Genomic DNA, 15,637 nt, shown 5'->3' with positions numbered 1-15,637 from the left:
CAGGCGCATCGGCCCGGTGAGCGGTTTGTCTGTGCCGGATTGCGCAGGCGACTGCGCCATGCCCGACCTGTGTTGAGACATCATACATGACATGTTCATATGAAGATCGACGAGCCAGACCTCCAACGCAAGAGGCCTCGGGTGAAAACCCCTCAAGCGTGACCCTGTCCTGAACGCTTCGTTCCCTGGCGGGTTCCTTGTGCCATGGTGGTCGTGTCCACGCCGTATCCCGAACTCAGGTCTTCTTCATGCCTTCGACGGTTCCGATCGATTTCCGCACGCTGTTTCGCGCGCTTCCCAGTCCCTACGTGCTGCTCGATCGGGAATTCACCATCGTGGACATGAACGAGGCCTATCTGGCGGCGACCATGCGCACCCGCGAGAGCATCGTCGGCCGCAACATGTTCGACGCCTTCCCCTCGGAGGGCGAAAGCCGCAGCCGCCTGCAGGAGAGCCTGGAACGGGCTCGGGACGAGGGCGTGAGCGACGTTCTGGCGCTCATTCCCTATTCGATCGCCCGGCCGGCCGACCAGGGAGGCGGCGTGGACCTGCGCACCTGGAGCGCCACGCACATACCGCTTCGCGGAAAGGACGGCGACGTCGCCTACATTCTCCAGCACACCCAGGATGTGACCGAACTGCAGCGGCTTCGGGAGGCCGCCCGGGTCGACAGCGCCAGTGTGCTCGGCACCGACGTGCTGCGCCGGGCCGAAGCGGTGCACCAGGTGAATCGGACGCTACGGGCCGAGCGCGCGCACCTGCGCCGCCTATTCACCGAGGCGCCCGGCTTCATGTGCGTGCTGGTGGGGGACGACCTGGTGTTCGAACTCGCCAACAAGGCCTTCCGCCAGGTGATCGGCGGCCGGGAGGTGGTGGGCCTGCCTGCCCGGGAGGCACTTCCCGACCTCAAGGGGCAAGGCTTCTTCGAACTTCTGGAGAAGGTGCACCAGACCGGAAAGGTCTACGTGGGCCAAGGCATGGAGCTCGTCATCCAGCCGACGGAAGGAGCCCGACCGGAGCGTCGCTACGTCGATTTCGTCTATCAGCCCATTCTGGAGCCGGACGGGACCGTGTCGGCCATCTTCGTGGAAGGGTCCGACATCACCGGCCGCATACGGGCCGAGGAGCAGCAGCGGCTCTTGATGGATGAACTGAACCACCGGGTGAAGAACACGCTCGCCACCGTGCAGGCGATCGCCGTGCAGACTTTGCGGGCGACGCCGCCGGGCGCCTTCGCCGATACGTTTCTCGCCCGTCTGAGCGCCCTCGCCAGCACCCACGACGTCCTGACCAAGGGGCAGTGGGCCGGTGCCGACCTCGGCGATCTTATCCGCCGCACCCTGGCGCCGCACGGCCTCGACCGTGTCACCCTCGAGGGCGCGCCCATCATCCTGCCGCCCCAGGCCGCGCTCTCGCTCGGCCTCGTCTTTCATGAGCTCGCCACCAATGCCAGCAAATACGGCGCGCTTTCAAGCGCCGGCGGGCACCTGCGGGTCGCCTGGGCCGCCGAGCCGTTGCACGGCGAGCCGGGTCTGGTGGTCGACTGGCGCGAAACCGGCGGGCCGCCGGCCGAACCACCCACCCGTCGGGGTTTCGGCTCGCGCCTGATCGAGCGGAGTGTGACGGTGGACCTTGCCGGCACCTTCGTGGCCGACTACCGCCCGGAGGGGTTCCACTGCCGACTGACCGGCTCGCTTGCCGCGGCGAACATGCCGCGGACCGGGTGACGCGCCGCCTGGCCGCGGCTCAGCGGCGCTTCGGCCGGGACAGGCGCTTGGCGTTGGCGGCGACGGCCTTGTAGCCGGGCGCAGTGGCGGCTTCGGCGATCCGCATCATCTCCAGGGGAACCGAATCGGCGGCCAGCACCCCGGAGGCCATCATCAGGGTCATCCGATGGCTGGCGACGCCCGCAGCAAAAGCACCGGTGCAGGCGGCTTCCACCTTTTCCGACCAGGCGCGCTGCCATTCCGTCATGGAGGCGGCGGTGGGGTTGGCAAACAGGATCGGCATGCGGAACCACAAGGTCGTCGCCGTGTCGAGCACAGCGGCCGCCGATGTCTCGGCGGAGCGGGCCACGGCCGCGTAGGTCTTCTTGTCCATCTGCTGTCCTTGTCTGCGGCGCCGGGGTCCCTGTGAACCAGAGCAGCCGGATCCACCGTAGACCCTCAACGTTGAAAACGCTTCAACCGTTGCCTTCACCTTTCGGCCAGCCGGCGCGGCCAAATGCCCGGATCCGACATGAGGAGCCCACCCCTTGCGCGCCTTCCTGATCCGCTACGCCGCCGTCTTCGCCGTGTTCCTCCTGCTCGACGCCATCTGGCTGACGCTCGCCGCTGAGCCGCTCTACAGGGCCGAACTCGGTTCCCTCTTGAAGCCCGACTTCAATCTGCCCGTGGCCGCCGGCTTCTACGCCTTCTATGCCGTCTCCCTGGTGGTGTTCGCCGTCCGTCCGGCCGTCGTCTCGGGCCGGATCGCCACGGCGGCCGGTTATGGAGCGCTGCTGGGGGCTACCGCCTACGGCACCTACGACCTCACCAACCTCGCCACCCTTGCCGGCTACACGACCACCGTGGCCGTGGTGGACATGATCTGGGGCACGTTCGTCAGCGCGGCCTCCGCCGGGTTCGGCTATGCGATCGCCCGCCGGTTCGACCGATCGCGGTGAGCGGACTTGGCCTGCGGGCGAGAGCCGGCGCGCGGCGGGCCCCCTTGCCGGCGGGCGCAACGCGCTCTAACTCTTCGTGTACAAAGCACGAACAAGCACAAGCCGAAGCGCCGCCGCATGTCAGCCAAGACCCTGGTTCAGAAACTCGCCATCCTGTCGGACGCCGCCAAGTACGACGCGTCCTGCGCGTCGTCCGGCAGCGAGAAACGGCGGGCCGGCAAGGGCACCGGCATCGGCTCCACCGAGGGTATGGGCATCTGCCACGCCTATGCGCCGGACGGCCGATGCATCTCGCTCCTGAAGATCCTTCTGACCAACTTCTGCGTCTTCGACTGCGCTTATTGCGTCAACCGCTCGTCTTCCAACGTGGAGCGCGCCCGTTTCAGCGTTGAGGAGGTGGTCCGGCTCACGCTCGACTTCTACAAGCGCAACTACATCGAGGGCCTTTTCCTGTCGTCCGGCATCATCCGGGACACCGACTACACCATGGGCGAGATGGTGCGCGTGGTGGAGACGCTGCGGACGGTGCACGATTTCCGCGGCTACATCCACCTGAAGGCGATCCCGGGCGCCAGCCAGGACCTGATCGACCAGGCCGGGCTCCACGCCGATCGGCTCTCGGTCAACGTGGAACTGCCCACCGACGACAGCGTGGTCCGCCTCGCCCCGGAGAAGAAGCCGGTGGATATCCGCCGGGCCATGGGGGGATTGCGCACCCGGATCGAGGCGGCGGCGGACGGGCAGAAGGGGCGGGCGAAGGCGCGGAAGTTCGCGCCGGCGGGTCAGTCCACCCAGATGATCATCGGGGCGGACGAAACGAACGATGCCGCCATTCTGGACAGGAGCGCCCATCTCTACGGCAGCTACGCCCTGAAGCGGGTCTACTACTCGGCTTTCAGTCCGATCCCGGACTCCAAGGCCATCCTGCCGCTGCTGAAGCCGCCGCTGATCCGCGAGCACCGTCTCTATCAGGCCGACTGGCTGATGCGCTTCTACGGCTTCGACCGGACCGAGATCACCGACGGGCGGCCGGACGGCATGCTGGACCTGGAAGTGGACCCGAAGCTCGCCTGGGCGCTGAAGTCCCGCGACCGTTTCCCGGTCGATATCAACAGCGCCGACCGGGAGACCCTCCTCAGAGTGCCGGGGCTCGGCGTCAAATCGGTGGACCGGCTGCTGCGCGCGCGCCGGCACACCCGGCTGCGGCTCGACGATCTCGGCCGGCTGGTGAAGTCGATCGGGGCGGTGCGGCCGTTCGTGATCGCGGCGGACTGGCATCCGGGCGGCAGTCTGGACCGGCTCGACCTTGGCGCCCGCGCCGCTCCGAAACCCCAGCAGCTGTCGCTCTTCTGATGATCGCCGTCGACCTTGCCGGCGACACCGACTTCGCCGGATTTCGCAATACCGCCAGACGGTTGGCCGCCCACGGGGTGAAGCCCGCCGACGTGGTCTGGCGGACCGGGCGCGAGACCGGAGATCTTTTTGGCAGCACCGAAGCGCTGCCGCCGCCGACGGTGGCGGAGACGGAGGTGAAGGTGCCGCGCGCTTTCGTGCCGCTCGCCGAGGCGGTGATCTGCCATTCGGCGCCGGAACGCCTGTCGCTCCTCTACCAGATCCTCTACCGCTTCCGGATCGAGCCTAAGCTCCTGGAGATCGCTTCCGATCCGGACGTCACGGCGGCGAGACGGATGGAGAAGGCGGTCGGGCGGGACGTGCACAAGATGCACGCCTTCGTCCGCTTCCGCGAGCTCGCCACCCCGGAAGGCCCTCACTTCATTGCGTTTTTCGAGCCGGAGCATTTCATCGAGGAGCGCGCGAGCGGCTTCTTCGTGCGCCGCTTCGCGCCCATGCGCTGGTCCGTCCTGACGCCGCGCCTGTCGCTCCACTGGGACCTGGAGAGCCTGACCGTCGGACCCGGTGCCCGGCGGGAGGACGCGCCGTCGGAGGACGCCACGGAGGATCTCTGGCGCACCTATTTCTCGCACATCTTCAACCCCGCCCGGCTGAAGGTGAAGGCGATGACGGCGGAAATGCCGAAGAAATACTGGCGGAACCTCCCGGAGGCCACGGTCATTGGCGACCTGATCGCCGGCGCCGAGGCGCGCGTGGCCGCCATGATCGCGGCCGCCCCCACCGCCCCGCCGGCCCACCACGAACGGCTGCAGGCCCGGGGAGGGGATCGCATGGCTGCCGGCATCGTTGGACCACAAGCTATTGATGAGATTGGTCAAACCGCCGGCATCGGGCTCGCCGGCATCCGCGCCGAGGCGGACGGCTGCCGTCGTTGCGCGCTCTGGGCGGGGGCGACCCAGACGGTTTTCGGCGAGGGTCCGGAGCGGGCCGAGGTGGTGTTCGTCGGCGAGCAGCCGGGTGACCGGGAGGATCTGGCCGGGCGGCCCTTCGTCGGGCCCGCCGGCCAGGTGTTCGACGAGGCGATCGAAGAGGCGGGCATCGACCGGACGCTCGCCTACGTCACCAATGCGGTGAAGCACTTCAAGAACGAGCCCCGGGGCAAGCGGCGGATCCACAAGAAGCCGAACGGGGCGGAGATCGAGGCCTGCCGCTGGTGGCTTGCCCAGGAGCTGACGGTGATCAAGCCCAAACTGATCGTCGGGCTCGGCGGAACGGCGCTCCAGTCGCTGCTCGACCGGCCGGTGAAGATCACCGAAATCCGTGGGAAATTCATGGACTTCGACGATGGGCCGAGCGTCTTCGCGACGGTCCACCCGTCCTATCTCTTGCGCCTGCCGGACCCGGAGATGAAGGCCCGGGAGCGGCAGCGGTTCGTCGATGATCTCAAGCTGGTGGCCGAGCGGATCCGGGCGATGGGCTGAGGAGATTGGATCGGGAGCGATGTCTTGCCGACCTGACGATCCCGTCAGGTCGGAAAACGCTCTAGCGCCGGGTGGATCGCTTCAGGAAGGCGAGGGCGTCCGGGTCGATGCGCTGGCGGAGATCGAAATAGTCGGTCCAGGGATCCGGCCGGGCGAGCGCGGCCTTCAGGTCGAAGGCATTGGCGGACTTCAGCTTTTCCAGCTCGTTCCAGGCAAGCGGCACGGCCGCGGAGGCGCTGTCGCGGGCGCGCAGCGACCAGGGCACGATGGCGGTGGCGTAGGACCGGTTCCTGAGCCAGTCGATGAAGATGCGGCCGGACCGGCGGGCCTTGGAGGCGACGGCGACGAAGCGCTTCGGCTCCGCCCTGGCCAGCCCCTTGGCCACCCCGCCGGAGAAATCGCCAAGATCGTCAACGGTTTGGCTGGCATCGAGCGGCACCACCACGTGCAGGCCCTTGCCGCCGCTCGCCAAAGGATAGCTCTTCAGCCCGACCGTCGTCAGCACCTCGCGGATGGCGAAGGCGGCGTCCTTGACGGCCTGGAAGTCGAGCCCCTCGTCCGGGTCGAAGTCGAACACCATGCGGTCCGGCGCCTTCAGGTCGGGCAGGCGGGCGTTCCAGCCGTGGAACTCGATGACGCCGAATTGTGCTGCCGTCACAAGGCCTTCGGCGGTCTCCACGGCCAGGTAGTCGGCGTGCCGACCCTCCGGATCGGCCACCCGGGCAAGACCCTTGCGCATGCCGGGGAGGGGATGGCGCTGGAAGAAGGTCTCGCCGGCAAGGCCTTCGGGCGCCCTCAAGAAACTGACCGGCCGGCCGGCGAGGTGCGGGAGGATGCGATCGGCGATGCCCAGATAGTAGGCGGCGACGTCGCCCTTGGTGACTCCGGCGGCGGGGAAGACCACCCGGTCGGCGTGGGTGAGGCGGGCGAGCGCGGCTAGGGTATCGGCGGCGACAGGCGGCTTTCGGGGAGAACGTGTCGCCTTCGTAGCCGGTTTTGAAGCCGTTGTAGCGGCGCTTGTAGGGGCCTTCGTAGCGGTCTTTGTCGCCGCCTTGTCGCGTGTTGTAGCCGCCTCGGGCGATTTCGCCTTCGTGGCGGCCCGTCTCGGCGCCGTTTTCACCGGCGCGGCGGTCCGGGCCGCCGCCACGGCGGGGGACTTCCGATCCTTTCGGGCGCTTGCATCCGTCGACGCCATCGGCTTGCGACCCTTACTTTCCGCCGCATGGGTTGCCGCCTCCGCCTCGATCTCCGCGCGGGTGCGACCGGTGAGGACGGATGTCGGATGGCGGGCGGTGAGCTCGTCGCCGTCCCGCTCCGCGTAGGGGTCCCGCTCCTTGATGAGGAGCCAATTCTCGCGCCCCCTCTCCACGTTCATGCGGACGAGCACGAAGGCGCCTTCGATGCGGCTGCCGAGGAGGACGAACTTCAGCTCCCCGTCCCGAAGGGCGGCGGCCGGGTCGTCGGTCATCGGCGCCCAGACGCCCCGGTCCCAGACGAGGACGGTGCCGCCGCCATAGTCGCCGGCCGGGATGGTGCCCTCGAACTCGGCGTAGGCGATGGGGTGATCCTCGGTCCGGACAGCGAGGCGGCGGATGGACGGATCGAGGCTCGGGCCCTTGGCGACGGCGAAGGAGACGAGCACGCCGTCGATCTCGATGCGGAAATCGAAATGCTCGCGGCGCGCCCAATGGTGCTGGATGACGAAGAGGCCCGTGCCGGCGACGCCGCCCTCCGCCGGCTCGGCCGTGCGGCCGAAGTCCCGCTTGGCCTTGTAGAGGCTGAGGTCGCCGACCGGCGCCGGGGCGGCCGGATGGCGGGTTCGCCCGGCGGCGGGCATCACCCGGCCCTCCGCCGCTTCGGCGCCGGCTCGGCAGTCTTGGCGGCGGGCTTCTTGCCGCGCGCAGCCTTGGCGGGCGGCTTCGGCTCGGCCGGTTCGGACCGGGACGGCGCGCGGTTCGACGCGGCGGCGGTCTTCGTCGGGGCGGCGGTCTTGCCCGCCGGCTTGGAGGCGCCAGCCTTGCCGGCTGTGGTCTTTTTCGGCGCGGGTTCGGGCTTCGGTTCGGCCGGCTTGGCAGTGGTCTCACGGGCGGACGCCTTGGCAGCCGGCTTGGGATCGGGCTTAGCGGCGCCCTTGCCGTCGCCACCCTTGCCGTCGCCTTCGCGGGCGACGGAGCGGCGGAGCGCCTCCATGAAGTCGACTACCGTGGACGGGCCTTCCGTCTCGCTCTCGCCGACGGCGACCGACCGGCCGCTGGCGATCTTGGCCTCCACCAGCTCGCGGAGGGCCTGGGCGTAGTGGTTCTCGAAGGCGCCCGGGTCGAAGGGCTCGGCCTTGCGGGCGATCAGGTCCTTGGCCATCTCGATCAGGTCGCCGCGGAGCGTACCGCGGCCGATGTCGGCGAAGACCTCGTCGGCCTCCTTCACCTCCTCCTCGTAGCGGAGCGTTTCCAGAAGCAGGCCGTCGCCGGCCGGGTGGATGGTGACGAGGTTCTCCCGCCCGCGTACCGACTGCTGGCCGATGCCGACCTTGCCCATCTGCCGGAGTGCGTCGCGGATGGTGCGATAGCCCTCCTCGGCCACGTCGCCGTCGGGCAGCAGGTAGTAGGGTTTCTCGAAGTAGAGCGGATCAATCTCGCAGGCCTCCACGAACTGGGTGAGCTCGATGGTGTGGCGGCTCTCGATCTTGACGCTGTCGAGCTCCTCGTCCTCCAGGAGCACATACTGGCCGGGCTCCACCTCGTAGCCGCGGACGATGTCCTCCTTGTCGACCTCGCCCTTGCCGGGGACGACCTTCTGGTAGCGGATCCGCTGGTTCGTCTTGCGGTCGATCTGGTGGAAGCTCACCGCGTTCGACGTGCGGCTGGCGCTGACCATCCGCACCGGAATGGTGACCAGGGAGAGCCTGAGAAAACCCTTCCACATGGTCCGGACCTTCTCGGCCATCGGACATCCTCCTTGACGCGACCGGTCCGGCAATACGCGCCCCGGTCCTTGGATCAGACTCGAACGGAAGCGGAGCGACTCCGTTCCCTCCGCGTTTCGCGTCGTTCGACGGCGGTGCCCAGGCCCCCCGGAACACCGGCGAGGGCCGTCGGGTTCTGAAGGGCTTCGACGGGCGTCTCGCCCTGTCCTCTCGCGAAGGGAACGGATCATGGAACTCATCGGCAAGGTCGCCCTCGTCACCGGCGCGGGCTCGGGCATCGGCCGGGCGAGCGCCGAGAAGCTTGCCGCCGAAGGCGCGGTGGTGGGGCTTCTCGGCCGCACCGAGAGCGAGCTGCAGGACGTGGCGGAGGCCATAGCCGAGGCGGGCGGGACGGCGCACGTGCTCGTCGCGGACGTGAGTGACGAGGGCGCCATGCGCACGGCGGTGGACCGGCTGGTGGACGCGGCGGGCCGGCTCGACGTGGTGTTCGCCAACGCGGGCGTCAACGGCACCTGGGCGCCGATCGACGACCTCACCCCGGAGGAATGGGACAAGACGATCGCGGTGAATTTGCGGGGCACCTACCTGACGCTGCACACCACCGTGCCGCACCTGAAGAAGGGGGGCGGGTCGATCGTGATCACCGCCTCCATCAACGGCACGCGCACCTTCTCCAACCCGGGCACGGTCGCCTACGCGGCCACCAAGGCGGCCCAGGTGGCGATGACGAAGGTGCTGGCGCTGGAGCTCGCCAAGCACCGCATCCGCGTCAACGTGATCTGCCCCGGCGCCATCGGCACGGCCATCTCGGACAACACGGCGAAGCGCAACCTGGAGGAGGCGGCGGTGCGGGTGGAGTATCCGGACGGGGAGATCCCGCTGACGGGCGGGGAGAAGGGCAAGGCGGAGGACGTGGCCGACCTGGTGCTCTTCCTCGCCTCAGACCGGGCGCGGCATGTGACAGGGACGCCGATCTGGATCGACGGGGGGGAGTCGCTGATCGTGTGACGGAGGGGGATGGTGACGACGGGTGAGGTGGGCGTACTGGGGGCCGCGCCTCTGCGCCATCGTCATGGTCCGGTTCAGCCGGACCAGCCACGCATTGCGTCGGTTGGCGGGTGGCGAAAAAGCGTGGGTGGTCCGCCTTCGCGGACCATGACGATCGAGGAGGGGGTGGGAAAGGGAATGCGCCGGTCATGCCGAAGGCGCAGCGCGCTGCCCGTCATCCCGACGGACGTCGGGATCCAGCCGACGGTGGCGGGGGCGGGACCGGTGCGGGTGATGGGTCGGACGGTTGGATCCCGACGTTCGTCGGGATGACGATGGAGGGGGTGGCGGTGAGGGGGTGGCGGGTGCCCGAGGGGGCGCCCGTGATGGTTGGGGCGCACCGGTGGCCCCCGATCCTCCGTCGTCGGGGCGATTCCTGCCCGCCCCCTCAGCCGCCCCAGGCGGGGGCGCGCCAGCCGGCGGCGAGGGCTTCGGCTTCGGTGCAGAACCAGCGTTCGCCCTTGGCGGGGCTGACGCGGGTGCGGTCGTACCAGGGGCTCCAGGGGGCGTGGTAGATGCGCTTGGCGCCGGAGACGTTGCCCTTGATGGGGCAGTCGGACGGGGCGGCTTCAGCGGCGGCGGCCCAGCGGTGGGCGCGGTAGTCCCAGGCGGTCTCGGTCGGCGCCTGCCAGATGCCGCGGCCGGCGGCGCGGGCGGTGTCCTCGGCGGCGGCGTAGTCGTCGGCGTAGCGGCGGAAGGCCCAGGCGGCGCCGCGCTCCACCATCTGGCGGTTGACGTCGCGGCCGCGGACGGCGCAGACCGAGAGGGTGCGGCCGTAGGCGTCCTTTCCGCGGTCGTCGCAGACGGGCGTGGCGTCGCCGATGAGAAGCGTCAGGGCCTTGATGGCGGCGTTGCCGCAGGGCCAGCGGCCGCCTTTCGCCGCCGCGCAGGTCTGGCCGGCCTCCGGCGCGTCGATGCCGTGGAGGCGGATGGTCTCGCCGTCGAGGGTCAGGGTGTCGCCGTCCACGACGCGAAACCGCTTGGCGGCGAAGGACGGTTGCAGAATGGCCATAAAGACCGCACATGCGAGCACGAGAAGACGTTTCATATTACCTTGGGCGTTGAGCGACCGCCGGGCGGATCCGGCCGGCGCCGGGTCCAAGCCTCGGCGCGGTGCTCTTAAAGATTGGTGAACGGTCTCGTTTTTCAATGCCAGCGTGTAGACCCGGACGCCGCCCGCGCGGGAACGGGGATGAGGTGAGGGTGTCCGTGGCCAAGTCGAATCCGTTGTCGCGTCTGGTGGAGGGGTTGCGGCGCGAGCCGGGGGACCTGAAGCCCAACCTGGAGCTGTTCGCCGATCTCGATCCTGACCGGGTCGCCGCCGACCTCAAGCTGGTGGAGGCCGGGCGCGCCCGCGGCGCCGCCGAACTGCCGCCCTCGGACGCCGCCTATGCGGACGAGGTGGAGGGGCGGATCGTGGAGCGGGTGGAGGCGGAGCTGAAGGCCGCCCACGCGACGCTGACCGACCAGCTGCAGGTCTATCAGGAGCGGCTGGCGGGCCTCGACCTGGAGGGCCGGTTCGGGGCGATCCGCCACGCGGCGCCGGCGGCGGTGAGCGAGTTCCGCGCCGAGGCGGCGACCGGGCGGGACGAGCTGCACGGGCTGCGCCGGGCGCTGAAGGACCACGAGGCCGAGAAGGAGGCGTTCAAGAAGCGCCACCGGCTGGAGCGCACGCCGCGCCCGCCGACCACGGGCGCCCAGGCGCTGAAGTTCGGCCTCCTGGCCGTGCTGCTCCTTCTGGAGACGGTGGTGAACGGGGCGTTCCTCGCCCGCGGCTCGGCCACCGGCCTTCTCGGCGGCACCACCGAGGCACTGGCCTTCGCGGTGCTCAACGTGATGGCGAGCTTCCTCGTCGGCCGGATGGCGCTGCCCGAGCTGGTGCACCGGAACTGGCTGCGCAAGCTCGTCGGCCTGATCGGCTTCCTCGCCTGGCTCGCCTTCGCGGTCGGCCTCAACCTGGCGCTCGCCCACTACCGGGAGGTGGCCTCGGCGCTCTCCGGCGACGCGGGACGGCTGGTGATGGAGCGGCTGGCGGCGGCGCCGGCGGATCTGGCCGACGTTAAGTCCTGGCTCTTCTTCGCCATCGGCTTCTTCTTCTCGGTGGTCGCCCTCATCGACGGCTTCGCCACGGTGGACCCCTATCCGGGGTTCGGCGACCTGGAGCGGCGGCTTTCCGCGGCGCGGGAGACCTATATCCGGCGCAAGCAGGAGCTGATCGACGCGCTCCTCGACGTGCGGGACGAGAACATCGAGACCATGGAGGACGCCCACCGGGACCTCGCCGTGCGGCGGGCGGAGTATGACGCCATCGTCGCCGCGCGGGCGCGCCTCGCCCGCCTGTTCGAGGCGCACCAGACCCACCTGGAGACCACCGCCAACATGCTCCTCGGCCTCTACCGGACCGCCAACCGGGAGGCGCGGACGACGCCGGCGCCGGTGCGCTTCGACACCCGCTACGAGCTTCGCCGTATCCCGCTCGACGCCGACGTGGTGGCGCCGGCGCGGGGCGACCTCCGGCAGGCGATCCACGACACCCAGGGGCTTCTGGAGCGGGAGGTGGCTGCCGTGCACGCGGCCTTCGACCAGGCGGTGGCCGGCTATCACCAGATCGACGACCTGTTTGAGGAGAGGCCCCATGGCGCGCCAACGACGTAGCCGGCGCGGGAGCCGGCGCGGCGGCGCGGGCGGCGACGGCTGGAAGATCGCCTTCGGGGCGGTGCTGGCGCTGATCGCCTTCGGCGGCCTCGGCGCCGTCGCCTGGTTCAGCGCCACGGTGGCGCCGCCGCCGACGCTCGACGCCGAGACGCTCTGCCCGGAGGGCGGGCCGGCGGCGGTGACGGTGGTGCTGCTCGACGTTTCCGACGATCTGCCGGAGCCGGCGCGGCTCCAAGTGCGCACGCGGCTCCTCGACCTTGCCGACGCCATGCCGACGCACGGGCTGCTGGAGCTTCGGGTACTGTCGCCGGACGACGCGGCGGGGCGGGTGCTGTTCTCGCGCTGCAATCCGGGCACCGGGGAGGGGCTCTCCAGCCTCACCGCCAACCCGGAGGCCGTGCGGCGGACCTGGGACGAGGGCTTCCGCCAGCCTTTGACGGCGCTGCTGGAGGCCGGGCTGCCGGCGGCCCCGGCCGACACCTCGCCCATCATGCGGGCGATCCAGCGGGCGGCCCTCGACCATTTCGACGGGCAGGCGGCCGCCGCGCGGGAGAAGCGGCTGGTGGTGGTGTCCGACATGCTGGAGAACACGCCGGCCTACAGCCAGTACGCGGGCGACCTCACGTTCGCGCGCTTCGCCGCAACGCCGGCCTTCCAGGACCTTCGCACGGATCTCGCCGGGGCGGCGGTGACGGTGCTCTACGTGCAGCGGCGGTCGGGCGCGGCGCCGTTCGACACGGGCGCGCACATCGCCTTCTGGAACACCTGGGTGGAGACCATGCGGGGCCGCCTCGTGGAGGCCGTGAAGCTGCAGGGGACCGGCTGATGGCGGCCCGGCCCGACGCGCCCGCCGGCGGCACCGGCTTCCTCGACGCGATGGTCTTCATCGCCTTCGTGGCGATCGGGGCCTTCTACATCCTGATCGCCAAGTCGGCCGGCATCCCGGCCGGCTGGGTAACCTTCGTGCCGGTCGCCATCATGGTGGCCTACGCGGTGACGGTGCGGCTCGCCCGCGGGCTGCTGCTGCGGGACGACCAGACCGGCGACAACCTCTACTACATGGGGTTCCTGTTCACGCTGACCTCGCTCGGCGTGTCGCTCGCCCAGTTCACCGTGTCCGGGGCGGCGGAGGAGATCGTCCGCAACTTCGGCGTCGCCATCGCGACGACGATCGCCGGCATCGCGCTGCGGCTCTTCATGAACCAGATGCGGCGCGACCCGGCGGAGATCGAGCGGGTGACGCGGCTGGAGCTGGCCGACGCGGCCCGGCGGGTGCGCCGGGAACTCGACAGCGCGGTGATCGAGATGAACCACTTCCGCCGCTCGGTGCGCCAGTCGGCGGAGGAGGGCGTGGCCGACCTGCGTCAGCTCGGCGAACAGGCGGCCGCCCTGGCCGCCGCCCTCGACGGGGTGACCCGGCGCATCGCCGACGGGGAGGCGCGGGCCGCGCTGAAGGCGCCGCTCGCGGGCTCGCGGCCGGATCCGGTGATGGGCGTGCCGGGGGCGGGTTCTTCGGGCGCGGGTGTGCCGGTGGCGGGCGTGACGTCGGCGATGCGGGCGGACGGGTTCGACCGGGTGGTGGACCGGATGGGGCAGATGCTGGTCGACCACGCCGCCGCCATGGACCGGCTGACGGCGGCGCTGTCGGCGACGGGGACGGGGGACGACCGGCCGACGGATAGGGGGCGGACGCCGGTGGCGTTCGCCGACCCGACGCCGGTTGCCGAATGGTCGGTGCCGGTGGTGGTGGCCGAGGCGGACCGGGCGGCGGCCGACCCGGGGGAGGCGGCGCGGGACGCGGTGGCGGCGGCGGTCGAGGCGCCCGAGCCGGCGGCGGATGATCCGCGCGAGCCGGCGGCGTTTCCGGCGACGGACGTGGAGCGGGAGAGCGCGCGATGAGACAGGACGTGGACCGGCAGAACGGCTCCTACCGCCAGGGGCTCATCCTCGGGCTGACCATGGCGGAGCTGTTGCTGCTCCTGGTGTTCTGCCTGCTGATCGCGCTCGCGGCGTTGCTGGCCGACGCCAAGCTGAAGCTGGACAAGGCGGAGGATGAGCTGGCGGCGACGCGGACGCTGGCGCTCTCCGCCCTGGACGAGGCACGGCGGGAGGCCTTGGCGACGCCGCCCCAGGCGGTCCAGGCGGCGGCGGTGCAACCGGGGGGCGGGACGGCGACGGCGGCCGTGGCGCCGGCATCCGGGGCGGCGGTGGACGACACCTGGGACCGGCTGGTGGCGGCGGACCGAACGGTGGCGCGGCTGAAGGCGGCGGGGATCGACCCGGAGGCGATGGCCGAGACCGGCGACACGCTGGGGGCGCTCCGGCCGCTCGTCGAGGGCGCCGGACCCGAGCGGGTGCTAGCCGACGTGGCGCTCGCCGACGCGCTTCGCGAGCGGCTGGGGGTTGCGGCCGATGCGCCGCTCGACGCCGATCAGGTGGCGGCCTTCGTGGCGGAGAGCCGCGACCAGGCGGTCGCCGCCGCGCGCCGGCTGCTGGAGGCCGAGCGCCAGGTGGCGGCGCTTCAGGAGAGCGTGGCGGCGCTGACCGAGGACGCGGCTGCGGCGCGGGAGGCGGCGGAGATCGCCGAGGCGGAGGCGGCCGCCGCCGCGGCGCGCGCGGCCAACCTCGTGCCGGACGACGTGGTGGCGGCGCGCGACGGCCGGGCGGCGGACCTGCCGCCGATCATCACCCTGAAGGAGCGCGAGGGCTTCCTGTTCGAGACCGGCAGCGCGGTGCTCGGCCCGGCCTTCGCCGACCGGCTGACCGGCGAGACGGCAGCGCGGCTGCGCGCGCTCGTCGACCGCTTCGACGTGGACGTGATCGAGGTGGTGGGCCACACGGACGAGCGGCCGGTGGCGCGCAACACCATCTCCAACCTCGACGGCGCGCTGATCGACGTGGTGCGCGGCGGCGGCACGGTGGAGGCGCTGGTGCCGGCCGACAATGCCGGGCTCGGCCTTGCCCGCGCGGTGGCGGTGGCGCGGGTGCTGGCGGCCGACCCGCGCCTTGCCGGCCTCGACGTGCTGCCGCTCTCCGCCGGCCCCCTGGTCGGCACCGACGGGCGGCTGATCGAGGGCGCCACCTTCGCCGACGTGGCGGAACGCCGCCGCATCGAGATCCGGCTGCGCCGGTCCGGCGCGCCGGCGGGGTAGCGAAGCCGTCTTCATGGTGACGAGGGAGGAGGGCGCGCGAGCGGTGGTGCGCGAACGGCGACCACGAACCACGCAAGGCCGACGACCCACGAACCACGCAAGACCCGCTCCCACCCGAACCCCCCCGATCGTCATGGTCCGCGAAGGCGGACCACCCACGCTTTTTCCAGGTGACGTGCGGCGGAATGCGTGGCTGGTCCGGCTGAACCGGACCATGACGAGGGAGGAGGGGGCGGCGTCGGTCGTGCGACACTGGCGACCCGGAAGCACGCAAGGCCCGCGACGCCGAACGATGCAAGGCCGGCAACGCCGAACGATGCAAGGCCGGCGAGCACGAACCACGCAAGACCCGCTCCCACCC

General features: G+C 70.8%; 13 protein-coding genes. 9 read left to right on the top strand and 4 right to left on the bottom strand.

The genetic code is table 11. The features are described from left to right. Positions 1–248: 248 nt before the first annotated feature. Positions 249–1,727 carry a sensor histidine kinase gene (locus tag BUQ68_RS14960; protein WP_075216804.1) on the top strand — a complete coding sequence of 493 codons (1,479 nt, stop codon included), beginning with the start codon at positions 249–251 and terminating at the stop codon, positions 1,725–1,727. Positions 1,728–1,746: 19 nt separating this feature from the next. On the opposite strand, the gene BUQ68_RS14955 is transcribed toward BUQ68_RS14960, so the two are convergent. After that, a complete protein-coding gene (locus BUQ68_RS14955; RefSeq protein WP_075216803.1) occupies positions 1,747–2,100 on the bottom strand; it encodes a hypothetical protein in 354 nt (117 codons plus the stop codon). A gap of 154 nt (positions 2,101–2,254) precedes the next feature. Here BUQ68_RS14955 and BUQ68_RS14950 point away from each other — a divergent pair, with 154 nt between their 5' ends. From BUQ68_RS14950 to BUQ68_RS14940, 3 genes are all read left to right on the top strand, one after another. Next, on the top strand, positions 2,255–2,665 hold the full coding sequence (locus BUQ68_RS14950) for a DUF2177 family protein (protein ID WP_075216802.1): 411 nt from the start codon (positions 2,255–2,257) through the stop codon (positions 2,663–2,665). A gap of 117 nt (positions 2,666–2,782) precedes the next feature. Further along, a complete protein-coding gene (locus BUQ68_RS14945; protein ID WP_075216801.1) occupies positions 2,783–4,018 on the top strand; it encodes a putative DNA modification/repair radical SAM protein in 1,236 nt (411 codons plus the stop codon). Next, a complete protein-coding gene (locus BUQ68_RS14940; RefSeq protein WP_075216800.1) occupies positions 4,018–5,499 on the top strand; it encodes a UdgX family uracil-DNA binding protein in 1,482 nt (493 codons plus the stop codon). Before BUQ68_RS14945 ends, BUQ68_RS14940 begins: the two co-directional genes overlap by 1 nt. Positions 5,500–5,560: 61 nt before the next feature. Here BUQ68_RS14940 and ligD read toward each other — a convergent pair whose 3' ends face one another. After that, the gene (gene ligD, locus BUQ68_RS14935; protein ID WP_075216799.1) at positions 5,561–7,336 is read right to left on the bottom strand and encodes a non-homologous end-joining DNA ligase; all 1,776 of its coding nucleotides are present in this window, start codon (positions 7,334–7,336) and stop codon (positions 5,561–5,563) included. Beyond that, positions 7,336–8,442: a non-homologous end joining protein Ku gene (ku, locus tag BUQ68_RS14930; protein ID WP_075216798.1), complete on the bottom strand. Its 1,107-nt coding sequence runs from the start codon at positions 8,440–8,442 to the stop codon at positions 7,336–7,338. The genes ligD and ku overlap by 1 nt, the downstream gene beginning before the upstream one ends. Positions 8,443–8,650: 208 nt before the next feature. On the opposite strand from ku, the gene BUQ68_RS14925 reads away from it, so the two are divergent. Beyond that, a complete protein-coding gene (locus tag BUQ68_RS14925) occupies positions 8,651–9,430 on the top strand; it encodes an SDR family oxidoreductase (RefSeq protein ID WP_075216797.1) in 780 nt (259 codons plus the stop codon). Between the two features lie 427 nt (positions 9,431–9,857). Here BUQ68_RS14925 and BUQ68_RS14920 read toward each other — a convergent pair whose 3' ends face one another. Next, a complete protein-coding gene (locus BUQ68_RS14920; RefSeq protein WP_083656599.1) occupies positions 9,858–10,481 on the bottom strand; it encodes a thermonuclease family protein in 624 nt (207 codons plus the stop codon). 197 nt (positions 10,482–10,678) lie between these two features. Here BUQ68_RS14920 and BUQ68_RS14915 point away from each other — a divergent pair, with 197 nt between their 5' ends. The 4 genes from BUQ68_RS14915 to BUQ68_RS14900 are packed head-to-tail and all read left to right on the top strand — an operon-like array spanning position 10,679 to position 15,276. Then, positions 10,679–12,124 carry a hypothetical protein gene (locus tag BUQ68_RS14915; RefSeq protein ID WP_139315250.1) on the top strand — a complete coding sequence of 482 codons (1,446 nt, stop codon included), beginning with the start codon at positions 10,679–10,681 and terminating at the stop codon, positions 12,122–12,124. Continuing rightward, positions 12,105–12,950, top strand: a complete 846-nt coding sequence (locus tag BUQ68_RS14910) for a hypothetical protein (protein ID WP_075216795.1) — start codon at positions 12,105–12,107, stop codon at positions 12,948–12,950. The genes BUQ68_RS14915 and BUQ68_RS14910 overlap by 20 nt, the downstream gene beginning before the upstream one ends. Continuing rightward, entirely contained in the window at positions 12,950–14,023 is a 1,074-nt protein-coding gene (locus tag BUQ68_RS23800) for a hypothetical protein (protein ID WP_075216794.1), read from the top strand. Before BUQ68_RS14910 ends, BUQ68_RS23800 begins: the two co-directional genes overlap by 1 nt. Further along, positions 14,020–15,276: a hypothetical protein gene (locus BUQ68_RS14900; protein ID WP_075216793.1), complete on the top strand. Its 1,257-nt coding sequence runs from the start codon at positions 14,020–14,022 to the stop codon at positions 15,274–15,276. Before BUQ68_RS23800 ends, BUQ68_RS14900 begins: the two co-directional genes overlap by 4 nt. The last annotated feature ends 361 nt before the right edge of the window (positions 15,277–15,637 follow it).

It is taken from the genome of Mongoliimonas terrestris (assembly GCF_001927285.1).
Lineage (GTDB): Bacteria > Pseudomonadota > Alphaproteobacteria > Rhizobiales > Pleomorphomonadaceae > Chthonobacter > Chthonobacter terrestris.
This window is presented reverse-complemented; position numbering and strand designations above follow the sequence as displayed.

Bases quoted from the DNA above. Each gene is read 5' to 3' on its own strand.
- ligD (WP_075216799.1), bottom strand. From the start codon at position 7,336: ATGCCCGCCGCCGGGCGAACCCGCCATCCGGCCGCCCCGGCGCCGGTC.
- BUQ68_RS14910 (WP_075216795.1), top strand. From the start codon at position 12,105: ATGGCGCGCCAACGACGTAGCCGGCGCGGGAGCCGGCGCGGCGGCGCG.
- BUQ68_RS14955 (WP_075216803.1), bottom strand. From the start codon at position 2,100: ATGGACAAGAAGACCTACGCGGCCGTGGCCCGCTCCGCCGAGACATCG.
- BUQ68_RS23800 (WP_075216794.1), top strand. From the start codon at position 12,950: ATGGCGGCCCGGCCCGACGCGCCCGCCGGCGGCACCGGCTTCCTCGAC.
- BUQ68_RS14960 (WP_075216804.1), top strand. From the start codon at position 249: ATGCCTTCGACGGTTCCGATCGATTTCCGCACGCTGTTTCGCGCGCTT.
- BUQ68_RS14945 (WP_075216801.1), top strand. From the start codon at position 2,783: ATGTCAGCCAAGACCCTGGTTCAGAAACTCGCCATCCTGTCGGACGCC.
- ku (WP_075216798.1), bottom strand. From the start codon at position 8,442: ATGGCCGAGAAGGTCCGGACCATGTGGAAGGGTTTTCTCAGGCTCTCC.
- BUQ68_RS14920 (WP_083656599.1), bottom strand. From the start codon at position 10,481: ATGGCCATTCTGCAACCGTCCTTCGCCGCCAAGCGGTTTCGCGTCGTG.
- BUQ68_RS14925 (WP_075216797.1), top strand. From the start codon at position 8,651: ATGGAACTCATCGGCAAGGTCGCCCTCGTCACCGGCGCGGGCTCGGGC.
- BUQ68_RS14900 (WP_075216793.1), top strand. From the start codon at position 14,020: ATGAGACAGGACGTGGACCGGCAGAACGGCTCCTACCGCCAGGGGCTC.
- BUQ68_RS14940 (WP_075216800.1), top strand. From the start codon at position 4,018: ATGATCGCCGTCGACCTTGCCGGCGACACCGACTTCGCCGGATTTCGC.